Source organism: Marinomonas phaeophyticola (genome assembly GCF_026966905.1).
GTDB lineage: Bacteria > Pseudomonadota > Gammaproteobacteria > Pseudomonadales > Marinomonadaceae > Marinomonas > Marinomonas phaeophyticola.
Genome location: NZ_JAPUBN010000016.1, coordinates 97,667 through 116,864, shown reverse-complemented (window position 1 = coordinate 116,864; position 19,198 = coordinate 97,667). Strand labels below are relative to the sequence as shown.

At 41.0% G+C, this 19,198-nt stretch carries 20 protein-coding genes and 1 other RNA gene; 13 read left to right on the top strand and 8 right to left on the bottom strand.

Annotated elements, in window-relative coordinates; translation table 11 throughout:
- Positions 1–136 precede the first annotated feature (136 nt).
- Positions 137–1,030 (top strand): LysR family transcriptional regulator, encoded by an 894-nt coding sequence (locus O1D97_RS11130; protein WP_269125604.1) that lies wholly within the window; start codon positions 137–139, stop codon positions 1,028–1,030.
- Positions 1,031–1,404: 374 nt separating this feature from the next.
- Here O1D97_RS11130 and O1D97_RS11125 read toward each other — a convergent pair whose 3' ends face one another.
- Positions 1,405–2,091: a hypothetical protein gene (locus O1D97_RS11125; protein WP_269125602.1), complete on the bottom strand. Its 687-nt coding sequence runs from the start codon at positions 2,089–2,091 to the stop codon at positions 1,405–1,407.
- A gap of 48 nt (positions 2,092–2,139) precedes the next feature.
- Entirely contained in the window at positions 2,140–2,463 is a 324-nt protein-coding gene (locus O1D97_RS11120) for a hypothetical protein (RefSeq protein WP_269125600.1), read from the bottom strand.
- A 27-nt stretch (positions 2,464–2,490) separates the two neighbouring features.
- On the opposite strand from O1D97_RS11120, the gene O1D97_RS11115 reads away from it, so the two are divergent.
- Positions 2,491–3,462, top strand: coding sequence for a LysR family transcriptional regulator (locus tag O1D97_RS11115; protein ID WP_269125598.1), 972 nt, complete (start codon positions 2,491–2,493; stop codon positions 3,460–3,462).
- A 183-nt stretch (positions 3,463–3,645) separates the two neighbouring features.
- Here the strand turns inward: O1D97_RS11115 and ssrA are convergent.
- Both ssrA and smpB read right to left on the bottom strand, forming a co-directional pair.
- Positions 3,646–4,006: a transfer-messenger RNA gene (gene ssrA, locus O1D97_RS11110) on the bottom strand.
- A gap of 65 nt (positions 4,007–4,071) precedes the next feature.
- The gene (gene smpB / locus O1D97_RS11105; protein WP_269125596.1) at positions 4,072–4,551 is read right to left on the bottom strand and encodes an SsrA-binding protein SmpB; all 480 of its coding nucleotides are present in this window, start codon (positions 4,549–4,551) and stop codon (positions 4,072–4,074) included.
- A gap of 170 nt (positions 4,552–4,721) precedes the next feature.
- On the opposite strand from smpB, the gene O1D97_RS11100 reads away from it, so the two are divergent.
- The 3 genes from O1D97_RS11100 to O1D97_RS11090 are packed head-to-tail and all read left to right on the top strand — an operon-like array spanning position 4,722 to position 6,795.
- Positions 4,722–6,080 carry a sodium-dependent transporter gene (locus O1D97_RS11100; RefSeq protein ID WP_269125594.1) on the top strand — a complete coding sequence of 453 codons (1,359 nt, stop codon included), beginning with the start codon at positions 4,722–4,724 and terminating at the stop codon, positions 6,078–6,080.
- A 1-nt stretch (position 6,081) separates the two neighbouring features.
- Positions 6,082–6,498, top strand: coding sequence for a type II toxin-antitoxin system RatA family toxin (locus O1D97_RS11095; protein ID WP_330221474.1), 417 nt, complete (start codon positions 6,082–6,084; stop codon positions 6,496–6,498).
- 3 nt (positions 6,499–6,501) lie between these two features.
- Positions 6,502–6,795: an RnfH family protein gene (locus O1D97_RS11090; RefSeq protein ID WP_269125592.1), complete on the top strand. Its 294-nt coding sequence runs from the start codon at positions 6,502–6,504 to the stop codon at positions 6,793–6,795.
- Positions 6,796–6,803: 8 nt separating this feature from the next.
- Here the strand turns inward: O1D97_RS11090 and O1D97_RS11085 are convergent, their stop codons facing one another.
- Complete coding sequence (locus O1D97_RS11085; RefSeq protein WP_269125590.1) at positions 6,804–7,124, bottom strand: outer membrane protein assembly factor BamE; 321 nt, start codon at positions 7,122–7,124, stop codon at positions 6,804–6,806.
- Positions 7,125–7,193: 69 nt separating this feature from the next.
- On the opposite strand from O1D97_RS11085, the gene fur reads away from it, so the two are divergent.
- A complete protein-coding gene (gene fur, locus O1D97_RS11080) occupies positions 7,194–7,604 on the top strand; it encodes a ferric iron uptake transcriptional regulator (protein ID WP_269125589.1) in 411 nt (136 codons plus the stop codon).
- Between the two features lie 117 nt (positions 7,605–7,721).
- Here fur and recN read toward each other — a convergent pair whose 3' ends face one another.
- A complete protein-coding gene (gene recN / locus O1D97_RS11075) occupies positions 7,722–9,392 on the bottom strand; it encodes a DNA repair protein RecN (protein WP_269125587.1) in 1,671 nt (556 codons plus the stop codon).
- A gap of 278 nt (positions 9,393–9,670) precedes the next feature.
- Entirely contained in the window at positions 9,671–10,618 is a 948-nt protein-coding gene (locus O1D97_RS11070) for a LysR family transcriptional regulator (protein WP_269125585.1), read from the bottom strand.
- Positions 10,619–11,077: 459 nt separating this feature from the next.
- On the opposite strand from O1D97_RS11070, the gene dgcN reads away from it, so the two are divergent.
- The 5 genes from dgcN to dnaJ all read left to right on the top strand — a co-directional run bounded on the left by dgcN (position 11,078) and on the right by dnaJ (position 17,400).
- Entirely contained in the window at positions 11,078–12,091 is a 1,014-nt protein-coding gene (dgcN, locus tag O1D97_RS11065; RefSeq protein ID WP_269125583.1) for an N-acetyltransferase DgcN, read from the top strand.
- The gene (gene dgcA, locus O1D97_RS11060; protein ID WP_269125581.1) at positions 12,091–13,077 is read left to right on the top strand and encodes an N-acetyl-D-Glu racemase DgcA; all 987 of its coding nucleotides are present in this window, start codon (positions 12,091–12,093) and stop codon (positions 13,075–13,077) included. The genes dgcN and dgcA overlap by 1 nt, the downstream gene beginning before the upstream one ends.
- 433 nt (positions 13,078–13,510) lie before the next feature.
- Entirely contained in the window at positions 13,511–14,101 is a 591-nt protein-coding gene (gene grpE / locus O1D97_RS11055) for a nucleotide exchange factor GrpE (RefSeq protein ID WP_269125579.1), read from the top strand.
- Between the two features lie 101 nt (positions 14,102–14,202).
- Positions 14,203–16,110 carry a molecular chaperone DnaK gene (dnaK, locus tag O1D97_RS11050; protein ID WP_269125577.1) on the top strand — a complete coding sequence of 636 codons (1,908 nt, stop codon included), beginning with the start codon at positions 14,203–14,205 and terminating at the stop codon, positions 16,108–16,110.
- 162 nt (positions 16,111–16,272) lie between these two features.
- A complete protein-coding gene (gene dnaJ, locus O1D97_RS11045) occupies positions 16,273–17,400 on the top strand; it encodes a molecular chaperone DnaJ (protein WP_269125574.1) in 1,128 nt (375 codons plus the stop codon).
- A 31-nt stretch (positions 17,401–17,431) separates the two neighbouring features.
- On the opposite strand, the gene O1D97_RS11040 is transcribed toward dnaJ, so the two are convergent.
- Positions 17,432–18,043 (bottom strand): uridine kinase family protein, encoded by a 612-nt coding sequence (locus O1D97_RS11040; RefSeq protein WP_269125572.1) that lies wholly within the window; start codon positions 18,041–18,043, stop codon positions 17,432–17,434.
- 127 nt (positions 18,044–18,170) lie between these two features.
- On the opposite strand from O1D97_RS11040, the gene O1D97_RS11035 reads away from it, so the two are divergent.
- Both O1D97_RS11035 and O1D97_RS11030 read left to right on the top strand, forming a co-directional pair.
- On the top strand, positions 18,171–18,761 hold the full coding sequence (locus O1D97_RS11035; RefSeq protein WP_269125571.1) for a uridine kinase: 591 nt from the start codon (positions 18,171–18,173) through the stop codon (positions 18,759–18,761).
- A gap of 65 nt (positions 18,762–18,826) precedes the next feature.
- Positions 18,827–19,159, top strand: a complete 333-nt coding sequence (locus O1D97_RS11030) for a DUF3392 domain-containing protein (protein WP_269125570.1) — start codon at positions 18,827–18,829, stop codon at positions 19,157–19,159.
- Positions 19,160–19,198 lie beyond the last annotated feature (39 nt).

Genomic DNA, 19,198 nt, shown 5'->3' with positions numbered 1-19,198 from the left:
TAGTTTTCAGATATAGATATATGTTTTTTTTATGGATTTTTTGTTTTTTGAGTGTTTTTTTATTAAATTGTCGATTTTTATATATAAGTCATTAAAAAAAGTTATATTAAGATAAAATTATTGAATGGATAAGCAAATGGAAAGAATGTTGATACATTTCAAAGAAGTCGTTTTACATGGGAATATGTCGATGGCGAGTGAAGCGCTGGCGATCACTCAACCGGCGATTTCAAAAAGCATTCAATTGCTTGAGCAACGTTATGGAACGCCGTTATTGATAAGAGGCGGAAGAGGGGTCACGCTCACTCCAGCGGGGCAAATTCTCTTGGACAGCATACTGAGAATGGAAAGAGAATTAGCCAGTACCCAGTCTGAAATAGAGCGACTACTTAACAATAAAGAGTATTTACGGATTGGTGCTGGGCCTGTTTGGGAGAAAAGGTTAAATACCATTATTCCGGACTTTCTGCTTAGACACCCACATATCAATGTTGAAATTTTATCGGGACCTATTGCTAACCTCCTTCCAAGTCTCATCAATGGTGATATTGATGTTGCGTTAGGAGGTAATGACTCCTATGAAGATACATTTTCTAAGCAATTGTCTTTTTTCCCTATTTATAACAATAGGATTTGTATTATGGCGGATAGGTTTCACCCTATGGCGAACCATAAGCAGAAAAGTTTGCAATTACTCTGTGAGTATCCATGGGTCGGTTTCCAAAAATCCACATCGATTATGGAAAAGTTTAATAATCTATTAGAAAGGGAGCGGCTTAAACCTGTCAGGCTTTTGCTAGAATCTGATTATATTAGCACTGTCATGGAAACTATGAAGAAAACCGAAGCGTTACTCTGTATTTCTAGTCAGCTAGTTCAATCTATAGCGGATCATCGCCTAGTAGAAATACCCATATCTGAACCTATTTGGGAATTTAAAATTGGCGCCTGGACACAACCAACGATAAAGAATAATTATCTAGTGAAAGAATTTATAAGTTTGCTTAAGGAAAGTGATACTCGATACTAATCTATCAAAGTCGAGCTTAACTCGTACTGTTTTTCTCTAGAGGTCTTGGTTGCTACGTAGTCCCAATAGTGCCCCATTTTGTGAGGTGCTAGGTGGATCAGTATAAGGTAATAGAAAAGTCCATCACTAAGCTTTTTTTCTTTGCTGGATATGGGACGATGACCTAATACAAAACCCTTTAAAAAATAATGTATTGATTTATAAAAATATTTGTTTGGTATTTTGAGCGCTTTTAATTGTTTGGTGTATCAAATATGCGTTGTTAAATTGATCGTTTCACCATTAAATGAAGGAATATCTAACAAGATAATACCCTAGGGCGCGTAGCCGTTGATTGGTAATAGCGTATTTCGACCAATTTTAGTCGTCACCATTTATTTAATTGGCTTGTCGTGAGTCGCAAATTTTTCTCGGGAAAAAAACAAAATTTGCGTTATCCAATACAAAATCATGATCAGTATGAGCAGTGTCGGTGGTGCTACAATTAATAGCACCTGCTCTTCCTGCATGTTCTTAACATTGGCGCCCATCATTTTTACGATTTTGTCGGTGAATGCTAATGCAGCCCATATCAGTGTAAAGCCTATGCGCCAGACATGCCGAATCATTCGTTGAGTACCGGAAAGACCAGCATAATAAAGGTTGCGAATATCCCCCAGTGCACACATAACTGCCAAAACACTCCAAGCAAGATAGACAACAGGCGTCTCAACCTCTTGCCAACCCATACTGAGAAAAAATGCAAAAATGGCGAAGCCAATGACCCATATCAGAGCCGTTAATTCCAGAACGTCAGTTTCATCCTTTTTATGATGCACAGTTAACCAGGCGGTAAATGCGGTATACAGGACAATTGCACTCAACATCATCTCATCGATGGAGTTTTTGAGGTAAGCGGCTACAATGCCTGAAACCAGCATGGCCATCATTGATACTGAAAACCAGGAACCTGCTTTCTTATGTCGTGTACTCCCTTTCTTAGCGAACATGGCAAGAACGGCTGCTACTAAGGCAATCGTTCCCGCAGGGGTATGTATTGCCCAAACAATGATATCTTTCATAAGTAAAATCTCGGTTAGAAGTTGGCTAAAACGGATAATTAAAGTTGATTAGTGGCCATTCAATTTTTTGACAGCCATATACCCGTATTGTGAATTACTATGTTCTTTAGTCAGGTACTCATAAAGCGTGTTAGCTGTCTCGATCTCACCCATCTCTTCGTAGGTCATTGCTTTTAAGTACACCAATTCCGCTTTCGTTTCAGCTGACATAGCTTCTGCATTCTCTGCCTGTGAGATCAGTTCTAATGTCCGGTCGTATTGCTGACGATCATAGTGTTTATATGCTTCAGAAATGGAGGCTGTTTGGATCAAACTCGAACATGCGCCGAGTAATAGTGTGACTAATAGCAGTGCGATAGTAGGTAGTTTCATATGCATTAATTCCGTTAAAGTTATTTAATGTCTATAATTCTATCAATGCATTCATGGAATCAATATAATGAAATATTGAAAACAGATATGCATTTTTGTATGGATTGGAAATCAATAACATTCGACTGGAACCGTGCGCGAGCTTTTTTGGTAACAGCAGAGGAAGGCTCTTTGGCAGCGGCTGCTCGTTCAATGGGAATGACGCAGCCTACTTTAGGGCGACAAGTGGCGGCGCTAGAAAGGGAAATAGGATTTGATCTATTTACCAGACGAGGCCGAGGCTTGGAACTAACGCCTAATGGCATCAAATTACTAGAACATGTGCGACTGATGGGGCATGCAGCCAACCAATTTTCTTTATCTGCTTCGGGTAAATCAGACGCCATTGAGGGTGACGTTAGCATTACCGCTTCCGAACTTTTCTCCACATTCCTATTGTCACCCGTGATCAAGAACCTAAGGGAATTAGAACCTGGCATTGAGATCAAAATTTTTTCCACTAACGAGGAGCGTAATCTCAACCGAAGAGAGGCTGACATTGCTATCCGCAGTGTTCGTCCAACACAGCCCGAGTTGATTGCCAAAAGATTATGCCGTGTTCGAGGGTATCTCTACATTGCCAAAAGTTATTTGCAGCAATTGGGTAACCCGCCATCAATCGATGAGTTAAACAAGGCGAACTACATTGACACGGATAACTCGGGGCGTCTTATGGAGTTGCTTAATTCACAGGGGCTTTCTCTAAGTAAAAAAAACTTTCCAGTCATTTCAAACAGTCATATTGTTCAGTGGGAGTTAGTGAAAAGAGGAGTGGCAATTAGTGCCACGATAGAAGCAATTGGAGATAACGAGCCGCTCGTTGAACGGATTTCCATATCTGACCTCCCGCTGGTGACTATAGATCTATGGCTAGTTACCCACAATGAATTGCGAACCAATCGTCGAATCAGACGAGTCTTTGATTTTTTAGTCTCGGAATTTTCTGATTATCAGCAATAAATAGAAACAAATACAACACCTATACTTTATGGTTACTTGGTATCTCTTATGCGGTTCAAATACATACGATCCAATACAAGACGTTATTCAAGCTAATAAATAAGGCTTTAAGCCTGAAAACCAGTATTAACAAGGCTTTAGGCAATAAAAAAGGCCACCCCTAAGGGTGGCCTTTCTTGTGTTTGGTGGAGGCGGGGGGATCGAACCCCCGTCCGTCAGTCCTCTGCCATCGGCTCTACATGCATAGTCACTTCTATTATTTGACCACGAACCGCCCGAAGGACAGGGTGTTAATGGCGAGCCTACTTAGTCTTAGAACCTTATCCCTAGGCGGGGCATCAGTTAGCATCTCGTAATTTATGATACTGTCGATTCTCTGGCTACAAGCAACCTGAGGACAGCACTTTAGCAGGGGTTTAGGCTGCTAAAGAGTAGTTTTCGTCGTTTGCGACTATTAAAATGGTATGGGGGATTTACGAGATCACATACCGCTCTCGACATGCACCTTTGGGTTTGTAACCGACGTCGAAACCATGTCGCCCCCAAAAAGTAGGCTGATTCTAGCGCAAAGCATCCGTTTACGCTAGCAGCAAGATTGAAATAGCGCGTTTATGCACTATGTTTCATTAATCTTTCTTTATCTCGTGCCCAATCCCGGTCACGCTCTGTATTACGTTTGTCATGATCTTGCTTACCCGTTACTAGAGCGACTTCACATTTAATGTGGTTGCCCTTCCAATAAAGAGCCATCGCCGCACAGGTTTTACCCTTTTGCTCAGTGACTTGGATAATTTTATCCAGCTCTTTGCGGTTCAACAAGAGCTTACGTTTACGTAGAGGGTCACATACCACATGTGTGGATGCGCTTAAAAGTGGGGTAATGCGAGCACCGATCAGCCACGCTTCATTCTGATGAATGATAACAAAGGCATCAACGAGCTGAGCTTTACCTTCACGTAGGCTTTTTACTTCCCAACCTTCTAGGCATAAACCGGCTTCAAATTTTGTATCAACAAAATAATCGTGGCGTGCACGTTTATTTAAGGCAATGGTGCCTGTACTGGTGGATTTCTTCTTTGCTTTACTCATGGGTCAAAATTATACGATTACATGTTGGAAAAGCCTATGCTTTTCTTGAGCTCAGGCGCTTAATGTTAGAGAATTCACATTTTTTAAGAAAGTCTAATAGCAAACAGTTTAAAGTGGCGGGTTAATTCGTTCAAGCTAGACTGTAATGAAATTAAGCAAGAGCGTAATTTATGCCCGAGAATCGTTGTGTGCAAGGAATTTGGTCTAGTCCCTGGTTATTTATTTTAGCGGCTAGTGGTTCTGCCGTAGGCCTTGGTAATATTTGGAAGTTCCCTTACATGGTCGGTGAAAACGGAGGCGGTGCTTTTCTGTTTGTATATTTACTGTGTTTGCTTTTTGTTGGTTTACCAGTCTTAATCGCCGAAGTGGCCCTTGGTCGTTCGGTTCGAGCGAACCCAATTGATACTATTAATGATTTGCATGAACGTCGTATTATAAAAAAGGCGTGGGTATTTGTTCCTTATTTAGCGGGCCTTGCTGGTTTTTTGATTCTGAGTTTTTACAGTGTGATCGCGGGTTGGGCATTGGCTTTTTTTGAGAGATCATTAAAAGGCGTGTTTGTAGGAACCGATGAATATAAAACGCAATCGATTTTTAAAGGCTTGATTGAATCTCCTGCAGAAATGCTATTGTGGCATTCTGTGTTTGTGGTGTTGGTTATTTTAGCGGTTGGGCAGTCGGTTACCAAGGGTTTAGCGGTGTTGGTTAAAGTTCTTCTACCAGTATTAATCCTAATGTTAATAGGTCTGTCTATCTACTCATCACTAGTGGGCGATGTAGAGCAGACTCTGATATTTTTGTTTTCTTGGAATTGGAATCAAATTACACCAAATGTCGTGCTATCGGCGGTAGGACATGCCTTTTTTAGCTTGAGTATAGGTATGGGAGGCATGTTTGCATATGCTGCCTATATGAGTAAGCACATGTCTATTGCAAGAGCCTGTACTATCGTTGTTGGGATTGATTCTTTGGTAGCGATATTAGCGGGTCTAGTAGTTTTACCTCTCGTATTTTCGTTAAATATTGCCATCGACTCTGGCCCTAGCTTAACCTTTGTGTCTTTACCTGTTGCGTTCGGAAGTTTGCCTGGAGGACAACTTGTTGGTGCCGTGTTTTTCTTACTATTGATTCTGGCCGCGCTAACGTCGGCTATTTCCATGTTGGAGTTGTTTGTTTCTTGGTTACATGAACGTTTCTATGTAGGGCGTTTTAAAGCCGCGTTGCTACTTGGAATTGGTGTTTGGTTTTTAGGGCTGGTGAGTTTATTGTCTTTAAATGACTGGGGTGATTGGACCATTTTTGGTTACGTCTTCTTTGATGCTTTAGATAAATTTACCTCTTTGATTTTATTACCTATCGTTGCCATTTTATTAAGTGTATTGGTGGCGTTAAATCTGCCTCGAAGTATGTTGGAAAATGAGCTAATTACTCGTAATCCTAAGCATTTCAAGTGGTGGTATAATGTTTTGAAGTTTTTCAGTATTCCAATTATGTTGGTAATTACGATCATTGGTTGGATAGGAGTATAGAGTGAGTCAGATAGAAAGGTCTGCCTATGTAAATTACAGTTGTAAACAAATGTTTGATCTTGTGAATGATGTGAATGCTTACCCATTATTTTTGCCTGGTTGCATTAGTTCTCAAGTGAAATCACAGACAGAAGAAGCGATTGTTGCTGCTTTAGAAGTGGGTAAAGGGCCTGTCAGGCAATCTTTTACGACCAAAAATACCCTACAGTCAGTAGACAGAATTGAAATGAATCTGGTTGAAGGCCCATTTAAAAAATTGCACGGTGTTTGGGTATTTACACCTTTATCAGAAACCAGTTGTAAGATCGCGCTCTCTTTGGATTTTGAGTTAAATGGTATGTTGAAATTTGCTTTTGGGGGGTATTTAGTCAAGTGGCTAACTCCATGGTCGATGCGTTTAGTAATAGAGCGAAGGTAGTTTATGGTGGATAAAATACGAGTAGAAGTGGCGTACGCACTTCCTGAAAAACAAAAAATCATCGCTCTTGATGTGGAAGAAGGCAGTACTGTTCGCGATGCTGTTATGATGTCTAATATGAATGCTTTTTTCCCTGAAGTGGAGTTGAGTACGGCAAAGCTTGGTATTTTTGGGAAGTCGATCCGTAATCCAGAGTCACAAGTACTAAAAGCAGGCGAGAGAGTAGAAATTTATCGTGAGTTAAAGATTGACCCGAAACAAGCGCGGGCCAATCGAGCGGCAAAAGCGGCAAAGTAAAAACGAACTCAGAGTTGAGGATCGATCTTTACTAAAATGCCATTTTTAAATGTGAGAGTAAGTTTGTCTATTTCGCTTTTTTTAGTCTTGTCTGTTGCGTAGACTGAGGTGAATAGGTATCGCCATTCATTTGGAGTGAATTGATCTGCGATCATAGGAGTACCAATTAGAAACCTGACTTGTGGTTCAGTCATGCCGAGTTCTAATTGGGAGACTTGTTCTTGTTTTAAAATGTTTCCTTGAGGTACTGGAGTTTTATAAGCATCGGGAAACAAGCTACATGCGCTCATTGAAAGAGCAAGAGTAAAAGTGATTAGTGTTTTTTTCATTGGTTTAATCCTAATTTAGATCAACTAATGATAAAGTATTTAAAAATAAGTTCGAGTAGAGAATAGCCAATGACAAACGAAAATCAAGAACTCAAGAAAGCCGGCCTTAAAGTGACTTTACCGAGAGTGAAGATTCTACAGATATTGGAAGGCTCGGAAGGTTCGCATTTAAGTGCGGATGACGTGTATAGAAAGTTACTAGACCAAGGCGAAGACGTAGGTTTAGCGACGGTTTACCGTGTATTGACTCAATTTGAAAGCGCAGGTTTGGTTATGCGTCATCACTTTGAAGCAGGTACAGCGGTCTTTGAAATTGCTCAAGAAGACCACCATGATCATATGATTTGTTTGGAAACGGGTAAAGTAATTGAGTTTTTTGACCCAATTATTGAGCAACGTCAAAAAGAAATTGCGGCAGAACATGGTTATGAAATTGAAGATCACAACTTAATTTTATACGTTAAGCCAAAATCCAAGTAAAAATTGTTTGAAAAACCGCTTAATCAAAAAACTAACAAATGTTAGGTTTTTGATTAAGCGGTTTTTTTATGTAATCTACTTTGCGCTCTATATTGTGCACGGCTAATACCGAGTGGATTATTGAAGGTGTACGTTTCCTAACATCTCACGAGCATGGGCAAGAGTATGTTGTGTAAGCTCTAACCCACCTAATAAACGGGCAATTTCTATTGTGCGATCTTTCTTGTGCAGGGTGGTTACTTGGGAAGAGGTATGAGCATCGGAAATTTGTTTTTGTACCAGAAGATGTTGGTGTCCTTGCGCTGCGACTTGAGCTAAATGGGTGACGCAAAATACCTGACCTCGGGCACCGACGGAGCGAAGCATTCGACCGACGACTTCGGCAATTCCCCCGCTGATACCCACGTCTACTTCATCAAAAATCAGAGTCGGAATAGTGGACGTGCTAGCGGTCACCACTTGGATACCTAAACTGATTCTCGAAAGCTCTCCCCCTGATGCGACTTTTCGCAAAGGTTGAGCGGGTTGTCCTGGATTAGAGGCAATCATGTACTCTATTTCTTCAAAACCATGACTAGAGACTTCATCGAGGGGGTGGCAGTGGATTTGAAATTGAGCATGAGGCATACCTAATCCATGAATCTGCTCTTCTACTTTTGTCGACAATATTTCTTTGGCTTGGATTCTTTTTTCTGTCAGTTCTGTTGCGAGTTCTGTAAGTGACTGATAAATTTTTTCTTCTTTCTCTTTAAGAGCATCGAGGTTCTCGTTGCTACCAATAATGTCATTTAAGTCGGATGTTAATGTTTCTTGTAGTAAGAGCAGCGCTTCCGGTGTGGTTTTATGTTTTCTAGCGGTGTCGTATATGTCGCTAAGACGATTTTCGACTTCAATTAAGCGCACTGGGTCTTGCTCTAGGGTGTCTTGATATTGAGAAAGACTGTTGCACGCCTCTTCGATTTGAATAATAGCGTCATTCATCAAATCACAGGCACTTTGTAAATGAGGTGTGCGAGTTTGGATGCTAGAAGCCGTTAATAAGGCATGATTTAGCAACGACCGTATATTACTATTGTCGTCTTCTGAAAGTAGTAAACTGGTTTGATACGATTTTTGCTGTGCATCGGCTATGGTTGCAAGGAAGTTTTGTTCTTCTTCTAGTGTTTTTAGTTCACCCTCTTTTAGCCCTAAATCTTCCAATTCTTTAACTTGATAGGATAAAAGTTGAATGCGTGATTCTTGATCTGCAGAACGATTAAGTCGAGTGTGTAATTCTTCTTTGATCTTTTTCCAATCATGATATTGGTTTTTTACTTTTTGTGTCAGTGTAGTTAAGCCTGCGAAAGCATCAAGCTGGTTACGTTGAGCGCTTTTCTTTAATAAAGATTGATGTTCATGTTGACCATGGATGTCAATTAAAAAAGAGCCAATTGCCTTAAGGTCAGCTAATGCACAAGGACGGTTGTTAATATACGCCTTTGATTTGCCTTCTTTAGTTATGATACGACGTAAAATACAATGTTGATCGGATTCTAGGTCTCGTTCATGAAGCCACTTTATCGCGCTAGCGTTATCTGATAAATCGAATGTGGCACTTATTTCCGCTTTGCTTGCACCATGCCTGACGACACCGCTGTCGGTTCTTGCGCCTAAGCATAGGGACAGCGCATCTACCATAATCGATTTGCCTGCTCCAGTCTCACCGGAGATAACCGTCATCCCTTTACGAAGCTCGAGCTCTAGGGATTCAACAATGGCAAAATTGGTAATAGCAACGGTAGTCAGCATGGTTTTTTGCTCCATGAAAATGTGAAAGTAATTAAGTTTTAATGAAATATAAATTACATGGTTATTTATACAGTAGTTGGTTGTTTTTTGACAAGTATAAAAATGGAAAATTATCTGGATTATCGAAAATAAACAGCAAAAGATCGGTGATAAAAAGCCAATTACCGCCTTCTTTGAGGAAGCGAGCGCAGAAAAGAGCGGCGATAAACTCGTTTGGAAAAAGGCCGCTGTATATTTTGGTTGGCACTGAGAGGTGTAATGGATTGCGTTGTTTTGGCTTACATTGAAAGTTGAGACACGTCTTCACGGACCTGTTTTTTTAAGAGCTTGATAAAATTTGTCTCTATTTCTTTAAGGCTAATGGTTTCGGGAGTAACAAGGTAAATTTCAGTGACAGGGAAATCATTGTAGGGGGGTAAAGGCCATAACAACCCTTGATCAACATAAGGCTTTGCGCTGTCAATAGTTAAAGCCCCGAAACCAATACCGGTAAGAATTAATCGACGAATTTCTTCTACATTAGACGATACCGCGACCAACTTCCCCCAGAACTGATGTTCATCTCGAAATTGCGCAATTGCATCTAAGCCTTCTCCTGGTTGATCACTTTCAAATGAAATATAAGCGCCTCCTTTTAAGTCTTCGATAGTAAGATTTGTTTTACCGAAGCATGGATGGTTTCGACCGCAGTAAAAGCCCATTTTTTCGTAGCCAATAAAATCAATGCGCAGTCCTGTTTTCGCAATTTTTTTATTACTTAACCCAATATGCAAAGAGCCTTCGGTCACATGACTCACGATGTCGGCGCTTGGGTGAGTATTAATATTGAAGATGACGTTTGGATAGAGAGCATGGTAGTGGGCCAAGGTTTTATCAAAAGCTGGACACTGTAAGTGACTGGCTATCTCAATGGTAATTTCCCCTTGAACGGTGTCTTGCTGCTCCACAATCTGATCGGCCATGTTACTAATAACTCGACTTGCTGCCGATGCATACTCATATACTCTCATGCCTTGAAGGGTTAATGTGAATACGCCTTTCTTTCTTAAAATCAGTGGTTTATCGAAGTGTTCTTCGAGTCGTTTTAATGCGTTACTGACGCTGGGTTGGCTTAAGGACAGCTTTCTAGCCGCCGCGCTGATACCGCCTTCATTCACTATGATTAAAAAAGTGTAGAGGAGGTTCCAGTCTAGGTTACGCAGCAATCTATCTCTCGGTGACAGCATTTTTAAATTCCATAAATGTAAATAAGCATAGCGTTAGGCTATGTATATCATATTTATTCATCATTTTTATAGTGGTGTGAATTTGGTGATACTTAGAATCACTCCTCGCATTCTTTCTTTTGAAAGAGCCATGTGGGTCATTCTTGTTGCAGAAGTAAGGAACTCAGTATGAAAAATGTTTTTTTGACCAGTGCCGTTCTCTCTTGTCTTTCTTTAACGGCGATGTCCGCTGTCGCCAGCAATACGTTACGAATTTTGGAACCGAAGGAGCTTACCCTCCTTTTAACTATTATGTTGGTGTCAACTAGAGCAGTATTTTAAAAGGCATCTAACCTATTCTCAGAGTAAAGCCACTTGAAGAGAGTGTGCTGAGCTCATTCAAATTTATTAACCTAACGATTATTTACAGGGCGAGGCTTCGCTTCTGGGGAATCGTTTGACCTAAAAAGGAAGGCAATCATGAACACCTTGACATTAAAAGCGCCATACTTGGTTTTCTTAGGCGATGCTAACGACCTATTAATGGCTAAAGTGGCGAAAGGCATTGCCCATTGGCGCCCTGAAAAATGCGTAGCGCAGCTTAGGTTGCCAGGAGCAAAGGCCGATTTAGGTTTACCAGATTTTACCATTCAGCAAGCGGTTGATGCAGGGGCAAAAACCTTTGTTATTGGATTAGCGCCAATTGGAGGGACCTTGCTAACGGAATGGATAGGTCTACTTACACAAGCGATGGAAGCGGGATTAGATATTGCCAGTGGTTTGCACATGCGTCTGTGTGATATTCCTGAGCTGGTGGCCGTGGCTGAGCGAACAGGACAAACCTTATTTGATGTGAGAGTACCAAAAGGTGACATGGTATGCGGTACGGGTTTACCACGAAAAGGTAAACGCTTACTTAGTGTTGGAACAGACTGCTGTGTCGGTAAAATGTTCGCAACTTTAGCTATTCATAAAGAAATGGCGCAACGGGGCTTGAATGTATCTTTTCGAGCGACAGGGCAAACGGGTATTTTGATAGAAGGTAATGGCGTTCCCATTGATGCGGTGGTGTCCGACTTTATTGCAGGCATGGTTGAAGTCCTTGCTCCAGAGAATAGTAATGATCATTGGGATATTATTGAAGGTCAAGGTTCATTGTTCCATCCTGCCTATGCCGGAGTGAGTTTGGGGCTACTTCATGGGGCGCAAGCGGATGTGTTAATTGTTTGCCATGAAGCGGGTCGAGAACAAATGGATTCTATGGAAGGTTATTCAGTGCCTGATCTGGCAAGGGTTATCGAGACTAACTTATCTATGGGGGCTTTGACCAATCCAACCATTTCCCTAGGAGGTATTGCGTTAAATACAATGAATTTGTCAGAAACTGACGCACTGCAAGAAATAGCAAGATTAGAAGCTCAATTTGGGGTTCCAGTTGTAGATCCTGTGCGTACGGGTGTGTCTTCAATCGTAGATAAGTTGGAGACCTTATAATGAGGAAAATGTGTATAGGTGTGGAAAAATGGCCTTTGCATGAGCCTTTTATTATCTCTCGTATGGCACCTCAGCTAAATGGAGAAGTGATCGTTGTCGAGATTGAGCAAAACGGTGTGATAGGTCGTGGAGAATGTGAACGTATGGATGTCTTTGAACCAGACTATGACGATGTATTAAGTATGGTTGAAGGTGTTAAAGGTCATGTTGAGTCAGGCATTAGCCGTTTAGAACTTAGGTCATATTTACCTTCCGGGGCGGCTAGAAATGCGGTTGACTGTGCTTTGTTTGAATTAGAAGCAAAGCTTGCACTCCTGCCGATTTGGCAAGTAGCAGGTTTCAATGAGCCACCTAAGCCCGTGATAACCGTATTTACCTTATCATTAGATACAGCCGAAAATATGGCGAAAGCGGCAGCACGGCAAAAACACCGCCCGATTCTGAAATTAAAGTTAGGACGCAAAGACGATTTAGACAAAGTAAAAGCTATCCGAGCAGCAGCGCCAGATACTCGATTGGTAATTGATGCAAATACTGGTTGGAGCTTTGCTCAACTGCAGTCTTATTTACCTGAGCTGGCCAAACTTGGTGTTGAAATGATAGAGCAACCTTTGGCTCCTGATGAAGAGCATCTTTTAGAGGGGTTGTATCCAGAAATTCCGATAGTAGCGGATGAATCTTGTCTTGACTGTGCCTCACTAGAGAGTCTAAAAGGTCGTTATCAAGGGGTAAATATCAAGTTAGATAAGACGGGAGGAATGACGGAGGCGTTAGCTTTGTTGAATGCGGCCATCGATCAAGATTTCGATATCATGGTGGGCTGCATGCTTGGGACTTCTTTAGCTATGGCTCCTGCCTTGCTACTGGCTCAGAAAGCGCGTTGGGTTGATATTGATGGACCATTACTGTTATCAAAAGACAGATCGCCTGCTTTACGCTACGAGGGCAGTCTAGTGTACCCCGACGACCATGTTTGGGGAACATAGAATAGGGATATAACTTGGATACAGGCCAATGCAGTGACATCAATCATTTTGAGTTGGTGCCACTGTATGAATGTCGTTGTATTAGTGTTAAGACATGAATTAGCGTCATGGACTGTATTGGTTTTACGGTATCTGTATTCTTATATATTGATTCGTCCTCTTTTAATATAATGACTGTAAATGAGTTAAATAACTGAAGAGGTCGATTAATGTAGTATCTAACTTCTGCTTTGGACGGATTTTTCTTATATATCAGATGGTTTCTATAAATAATACCCACCTAAAATCAGAGATATTGACGTACTTTCTTTTCTATCTAATTGACGCACTGCAATTCCCTTAAATTTAATATGGATTTGCTATTGAAAGGCGTTTGCTAACCCCCATATATGCCACACAGACATTGAACACGTTCTGTTATTTGGAGGAAATAATGAGTGATCAGCAAAAAAATCCATCTTTTGATGCGGAGCAAATTTTGAACAACGAAGCAGAAAACATTCAACCTGAGAATGAAAACGTCGAATCCATCCTAGAACCTGAAGCTGAAGTATTCAGTTCAGAGTTTGACGAGCAATTGTCGTTAGCTTTAGAAGAAGCTGCGAAATACAAGGAAGCGGCGCTACGAGCTCAAGCAGATTCACAAAATATTCGCCGTCGTGCAGACCTTGATGTTGAAAAAGCTCATAAATTTGGTTTAGAGAAGTTTGCTAAAGAAATCGTTTTAGTGGCAGACAACCTAGAGCGAGCATTAGCGTCAACAGAAAAGACAGAAGGCGAAGATTTGATGCGTGAAGGCGTTGAATTAACGTTAAAAGGATTGCTTGAAGCTTTGGCTCGTTTTGAGGTGCATATTGTTGATCCTCATGGCGAACCATTTAACCCAGAGTTACACCAAGCCATGACGATGGTGCCAAACCCTGACTTAGAACCGAATACGGTAATGGATGTTATTCAGAAAGGTTACACATTACACGGGCGTCTTTTACGACCGGCAATGGTAGTCGTTTCGAGTGCAGCTTAAAAATCTGTCATTTTTTTGACACTGATCGGTTGAAAAGCTCAAAAGAGCACCCAAATACAGAATAACATCGTAATAACTGATTTTTACTGGAGAAAAAAACCATGGGTAAAATCATAGGTATAGATTTAGGTACAACAAACTCTTGTGTTTCCGTATTAGACGGTGACAAAGCTCGTGTAATTGAAAATGCTGAAGGTGATCGTACTACCCCTTCCATCGTAGCGTATGCTGACGATGGCGAAATATTGGTAGGTCAGTCAGCAAAACGTCAAGCTGTTACCAACCCAGCGAACACTTTATTTGCGGTTAAGCGTTTGATCGGTCGTCGTTTTAAAGATGATGTTGTTCAAAAAGACATCTCAATGGTACCGTACAAAATTATTGAAGCTGAAAACGGCGATGCGTGGGTTGAAGTTAAAGGCGATAAGAAAGCGCCACCACAAATCTCGGCTGAAGTTTTGAAAAAAATGAAAAAAACAGCAGAAGATTATCTAGGTGAGAAAGTTACTGAAGCCGTAATCACGGTTCCTGCTTACTTCAATGACTCCCAGCGTCAAGCAACAAAAGATGCCGGTAAAATTGCAGGTCTTGAAGTAAAACGTATTATCAACGAACCAACTGCCGCGGCTCTAGCTTATGGTTTAGACAAAAATGCTGGCGATTCTGTAATCGCGGTTTATGACCTTGGTGGTGGTACATTCGATATCTCTATCATCGAAATTGCAGACGTTGATGGTGAGAAACAATTCGAAGTATTGGCTACTAACGGTGATACATTCTTAGGTGGTGAAGATTTCGATATGCGTATTATCGAGTTCTTAGCGGCTGAATTTAAGAAACAATCTGGCATCGATTTACATAACGATCCTTTAGCACTACAGCGTTTGAAAGAAGCGGGTGAAAAAGCGAAAGTTGAATTGTCTTCTGCAACTCAAACAGAAGTTAATTTGCCTTACATCACGGCTGATGCATCAGGCCCTAAACACTTAAACGTTAAGTTGACTCGTTCTAAACTTGAGTCATTGGTTGAAGAGTTGGTAACTAAGTCACTTGAGCCTTGCCGTCAAGCATTGAAAGATGCCGATTTGAAGGCTTCTGATATTGATGAAGTTATCTTGGTTGGTGGTCAGACTCGTATGCCTTTAGTACAAGCTAAAGTGACAGAGTTCTTCGGAAAAGAACCTCGTAAAGACGTAAACCCTGACGAAGCGGTTGCAATTGGTGCTTCTATTCAAGGTGCGGTACTTGCGGGTGACGTAAAAGATGTTCTTCTTCTAGACGTTACTCCTTTGTCTCTAGGTATTGAGACAATGGGTGGTGTTATGACGGCATTGATTGAGAAAAATACAACGATTCCTACTAAGAAATCTCAAACCTTCTCTACTGCGGAAGATAACCAAAATGCAGTAACAATTCACGCATTGCAAGGTGAGCGTAAACAAGCGTCTCAGAACAAATCTTTAGGTCGTTTTGATTTGGCTGACATTCCACCGGCTCCACGTGGTGTACCACAAATCGAAGTAAGCTTTGATATTGATGCTAACGGTATCTTGAGTGTATCAGCTAAAGATAAAGCAACAGGTAAAGAGCAGTCTATCGTCATTAAAGCCTCTTCTGGTTTGAGCGATGAAGAAGTTGAACAAATGGTACGTGATGCAGAAGCGAATGCGGAAGAAGATCGTAAGTTTGAAGAGCTTGTTCAAGTACGTAATACCGCGGATGGCATGATTCACGCGACTCGTAAAACGTTGACTGATGCTGGCGATAAAGCGACAGCAGAAGAAAAAGAAGCTATCGAGAAAGCGATCACTGAATTAGAAGAAGCGTTAACATCTAATGATAAAGAAGCGATTGAAGAGAAAACCACTGCGTTGACTCAAGCTTCAGGCACATTGGCTCAAAAAATGTACGCTGAAGCAGAAGCCGCTGAGCAACCTGCTGCTGAAGAAGCAAAGCAAGATGATGCGGTTGATGCTGAATTCGAAGAAGTAAAAGACGAGAAAAAATAAGCCGAAACGAATCTAGCCATGTATTGTTTAGATTATCGGTAATAGCAGAACACGGTCCATGACCGTGTTTTGTTGTCTAACAAACGGAATTATATTTACGTTTGTACTAATAGATAAAATAAATCTGTCTACTTTCGATTTTACTGCCCAGGATCACCTGTTATGAGCAAAAGAGACTATTATGAAGTGCTTGGGGTAGCACGTGGCGCAGATAAAAAGGAGATCAAAAAAGCGTATCGATCTCTCGCCAATAAATACCATCCAGATAAAAATCCAGATAATGTTGAAGCATTAGAAAAGTTTAAAGAAATCGGTGAAGCCTATGAAGTGCTTTCGTCCGAAGAAAAAAGATCTGCCTACGATCAGTACGGACACGATGCAGTAAATGGCCAAGGTGGCGGTTATGGCGGCGCTCAAGGTGGTTTTAGCGACATCTTCGGTGACGTGTTTGGCGATATCTTTGGCGGTGGTGGTCAGGGTGGTGGCGGTAGCCGTGCTCGACGAGGGTCCGATCTACGCTATACGTTAGAGCTGGACCTAGAGCAAGCCGTTTGGGGATGTGATGAAAAAATTCGTATTCCAACTCTTGTTGATTGTAAGCCTTGTGATGGTAGTGGTGCTAAACCTGGTACTAAACCTGTTACTTGTCCAACCTGTCAAGGTCAGGGCCAAGTTCGTATGTCTCAAGGGTTCTTTTCTGTTCAACAAACGTGCCCTCAATGTCATGGTCAAGGTCAGATTATTTCCGATCCTTGTAAATCATGTCATGGACAAGGCCGTACACAAGAATACAAAACATTATCCGTTAAAATTCCTGCAGGGGTAGATACGGGGGACCGTATTCGCTTGTCAGGTGAAGGTGAAGCGGGTGCTCATGGCGCTCCTGCCGGTGATTTGTTTGTACAAGTGTCGGTTAAACCGCATGCGATTTTTGAGCGTGATGGTGCTAATTTACACTGTGATGTGCCAATCAGTTTCACAAAAGCCGCACTTGGTGGTGAAATAGATGTGCCAACGTTAGATGGTCGTGTACGCTTGAAAGTAACGGCCGAATGCCAGACAGGCAAGTTGTTCCGTCTACGTGGTAAGGGTGTGAAGCCTGTACGTGGTGGTCCAGTCGGAGACTTAATCTGTCGTGTTATCGTTGAAACACCGGTTAAATTAACCGAAAGACAGAAAGAATTACTACAAGAGTTAGATGATAGCATGGGAGAAGGTTCAAGCCATTCTCCTAAGCAATCAAGTTGGTTTGATGGTGTGAAAAAGTTTTTTGATGAAATCAAAAAATAGTTCACAGTTGAACACATTTGATAGAAGGGGCTTATTTAGCCCCTTTTTCTTTTAAGAGAAAGTCGATGTGATGTCTTAACAAGCCTGCGGCATTCGTAAAGCTATTGTTATTTGGAATAATAAAATCGGCTTTGTTTTTGATCTCAAGTGTTTTCAACGCTGCCTGCCTCACGTGACGCATATAACGACTTGTTACCTCATTGACATTACGTCCTCGTTCAGCGATATCTCTCTTTAAGCGGCGAACCACGGCAATGTCGAGGTCGGTATCAACAAACAATAGGTAATCTACAGCATCACGAACGCCTTGGTCTTGAAACATCATGTGACCTTCAACTAAGACTACGTGAGTAGGCTCTAAATTGCGGTATCCAACACGTTTGTGTTTTGAATGATCATAAATCGGAATTTCATTTGGCTGTTGGCGGTTTTTGCAATTGTGTATTGCAAGGGTAAGGCTTTCAACATCAAGCGCATTGAGGTCATCAAAGTTGTAAACATCTGGGTCGATGCTACCGCATCCTTTGTAGAAATTATCTTGACATATTACGGTGATTTTATCGTCATGACCTTCTGCTAAGAGAGAGCAAAGTCGACTTTTTCCGCTGCCTGATACACCTGTTATGCCAATAACGAGCGCCATGTAGTACCTCTAAAATAAAGTTAAGTTAGGCTTTTACTGTAGTGAAACAGTTAACTAATATATTATATCAGAATGATTAAATATTGCTTTCCTAGTCTGATCACTAGGTATACGAGAGAATGAAAAAATGAAGGCTTTTCTAAGCAAATGTCAGTATCTAAAAATTATTTTTATTACACTTACTTTGAATTTTTTACAGTCAGAAGTCGCTCTAGCCGAGGTTGAGGACCTTCCTGAACTTAAAGTATATTCCCAGCATGCTGAGCTTTTTGGTCTTAAAATCAACGATTTATCTCAAGCTGATTTTGAAAAGCAACTAGATGCTATGGGGCTACGTTCTTATCCTAGTTTTCGTAAAGGCATTGCTAGCTACAGTTTGGGTGAAGAGGGTATCCTTGGGGTTAGGGCGTTAACGGTTATTTACAATAAATCTAAGTTTGTGGAAAAAATCTCCTTGGCGGGAGTCGTTAAAGACAATGAAAAGCGTAAGGCGCTAGGGAATTTATTAATTAATAAATATGGCATTCCAACTGTAGGGTTTGTGAATCAAGGTTTTGGTCGCGCCCAATGGTTATTTGCTGATGGAACTTTAATTGAATTGCATAATACGACTTTTGATGTGTCTGTGGCTTATGTTGATCGTTCACCAAAAATCCACTCTTTATCTGGTCAAATTGATGTAGAGTCGTTACAGAGGAAAAATCGAATCTCACGTTAGTTTTCTTGTATGAATATCCTAAATTAATACATTCAAACAGACAAGGCAGTAAAGGAACCATCTGAATGGAGTTTATTTTTAGATTAAATGCCCAATTGGCTCACCAGATATTACCCTACTTAAATGATATCTCTTTAGCGTTAGTTGCAACGGTTCTAGTGGTATATGGAGACAAATTAAATGCTGTTTTGAAAAAGGCGGTCTCCCATTGGATTTTTATCGTAAGGGTATGCGTCTTCATTTTAATGTGTACTTTTGGTTATGGGTTGCTGACGGTATGGATTCAACCTTTTGTACGCTCAGGCATATTATATTTGCCATTAGAATACCGACCTCTATTTATCCTCTTGTGTTTTGTTATTTTAGGTATTTTTGCTGAAAGAAAGCGCCATTTATAAAAAAATAAAATGTAATTTTTATTCATAGCAGTTAGCAAA

Excerpts from the sequence above, each read along its gene's own strand:
- O1D97_RS11130 (WP_269125604.1), top strand. The coding sequence starts at position 137 with ATGGAAAGAATGTTGATACATTTCAAAGAAGTCGTTTTACATGGGAAT.
- O1D97_RS11125 (WP_269125602.1), bottom strand. The coding sequence starts at position 2,091 with ATGAAAGATATCATTGTTTGGGCAATACATACCCCTGCGGGAACGATT.
- O1D97_RS11120 (WP_269125600.1), bottom strand. The coding sequence starts at position 2,463 with ATGAAACTACCTACTATCGCACTGCTATTAGTCACACTATTACTCGGC.
- O1D97_RS11115 (WP_269125598.1), top strand. The coding sequence starts at position 2,491 with ATGTCTATAATTCTATCAATGCATTCATGGAATCAATATAATGAAATA.
- smpB (WP_269125596.1), bottom strand. The coding sequence starts at position 4,551 with ATGAGTAAAGCAAAGAAGAAATCCACCAGTACAGGCACCATTGCCTTA.
- O1D97_RS11100 (WP_269125594.1), top strand. The coding sequence starts at position 4,722 with ATGCCCGAGAATCGTTGTGTGCAAGGAATTTGGTCTAGTCCCTGGTTA.
- O1D97_RS11090 (WP_269125592.1), top strand. The coding sequence starts at position 6,502 with ATGGTGGATAAAATACGAGTAGAAGTGGCGTACGCACTTCCTGAAAAA.
- O1D97_RS11085 (WP_269125590.1), bottom strand. The coding sequence starts at position 7,124 with ATGAAAAAAACACTAATCACTTTTACTCTTGCTCTTTCAATGAGCGCA.
- fur (WP_269125589.1), top strand. The coding sequence starts at position 7,194 with ATGACAAACGAAAATCAAGAACTCAAGAAAGCCGGCCTTAAAGTGACT.
- recN (WP_269125587.1), bottom strand. The coding sequence starts at position 9,392 with ATGCTGACTACCGTTGCTATTACCAATTTTGCCATTGTTGAATCCCTA.
- O1D97_RS11070 (WP_269125585.1), bottom strand. The coding sequence starts at position 10,618 with ATGCTGTCACCGAGAGATAGATTGCTGCGTAACCTAGACTGGAACCTC.
- dgcN (WP_269125583.1), top strand. The coding sequence starts at position 11,078 with ATGAACACCTTGACATTAAAAGCGCCATACTTGGTTTTCTTAGGCGAT.
- dgcA (WP_269125581.1), top strand. The coding sequence starts at position 12,091 with ATGAGGAAAATGTGTATAGGTGTGGAAAAATGGCCTTTGCATGAGCCT.
- grpE (WP_269125579.1), top strand. The coding sequence starts at position 13,511 with ATGAGTGATCAGCAAAAAAATCCATCTTTTGATGCGGAGCAAATTTTG.
- dnaK (WP_269125577.1), top strand. The coding sequence starts at position 14,203 with ATGGGTAAAATCATAGGTATAGATTTAGGTACAACAAACTCTTGTGTT.
- dnaJ (WP_269125574.1), top strand. The coding sequence starts at position 16,273 with ATGAGCAAAAGAGACTATTATGAAGTGCTTGGGGTAGCACGTGGCGCA.
- O1D97_RS11040 (WP_269125572.1), bottom strand. The coding sequence starts at position 18,043 with ATGGCGCTCGTTATTGGCATAACAGGTGTATCAGGCAGCGGAAAAAGT.
- O1D97_RS11035 (WP_269125571.1), top strand. The coding sequence starts at position 18,171 with ATGAAGGCTTTTCTAAGCAAATGTCAGTATCTAAAAATTATTTTTATT.
- O1D97_RS11030 (WP_269125570.1), top strand. The coding sequence starts at position 18,827 with ATGGAGTTTATTTTTAGATTAAATGCCCAATTGGCTCACCAGATATTA.